This window comes from Actinomadura rugatobispora, assembly GCF_042656285.1.
In the GTDB taxonomy this organism is placed as follows: domain Bacteria; phylum Actinomycetota; class Actinomycetes; order Streptosporangiales; family Streptosporangiaceae; genus Spirillospora; species Spirillospora rugatobispora.
This window is the reverse complement of the sequence record NZ_JBHSON010000325.1, coordinates 1-533: the sequence shown is the minus strand read 5'-3', so window position 1 is coordinate 533 and position 533 is coordinate 1. Positions and strand designations below refer to the sequence as shown.

Below are 533 nucleotides of genomic sequence, written 5' to 3'. Positions count from 1 at the left end.
GTATACGGTGAAGGTTGAAGGCGTGAAGGTCTGGGTGGAGGTGGTGAACCGCAAGGCGAGCTATGTGGCCACGGCAATGACAGGCATGCGCCGCTTGCGTGCCCTTCCCGGCCAGGCGTCCTGATAAAGAATTATCAAACGGCCCCGGTTGGGGCCCTTGGAGAACGAAGATGAGCAAAGCAACGAATAAATTTGAGCTGATGAGCACTAAAGACATCTGCGGGCAGCTGTGTATTTCCTCACGTACGCTCGAACGCTACAGGAAAAGAGCCCCAAACGAGAACCCTTTCCCTGAGCCAGATTGCGCTTACATGGGTGGACGCAATAAATGGCTCAGAACCAAAGTCACCGCCTGGCAGATTAAAGAGATGTCACGATCAACCCGTAAGCCGATGTCTCACCTGAACCTAACCCGTGATGATAAAGGCCGTCTCACCCGACCTGACGCGGCGTGAACTCCAGAATGTCGGGCTCGACGATGCTCATAAGTCGGGCCCACCACTTACCATATGCCACTCTCATTTCCTCAACAT

At 54.0% G+C, this 533-nt stretch carries 2 protein-coding genes; both read left to right on the top strand.

Annotated elements, in window-relative coordinates:
* The first annotated feature begins 7 nt into the window (after positions 1 to 7).
* On the top strand, positions 8 to 124 hold the full coding sequence (locus ACFPZN_RS56625) for a DUF4060 family protein (protein WP_378293780.1): 117 nt from the start codon (positions 8 to 10) through the stop codon (positions 122 to 124).
* A gap of 46 nt (positions 125 to 170) precedes the next feature.
* Positions 171 to 455 carry an excisionase Xis gene (gene xis / locus ACFPZN_RS56620; protein ID WP_378293778.1) on the top strand — a complete coding sequence of 95 codons (285 nt, stop codon included), beginning with the start codon at positions 171 to 173 and terminating at the stop codon, positions 453 to 455.
* The last annotated feature ends 78 nt before the right edge of the window (positions 456 to 533 follow it).

Excerpts from the sequence above, each read along its gene's own strand:
- xis (WP_378293778.1), top strand. The coding sequence starts at position 171 with ATGAGCAAAGCAACGAATAAATTTGAGCTGATGAGCACTAAAGACATC.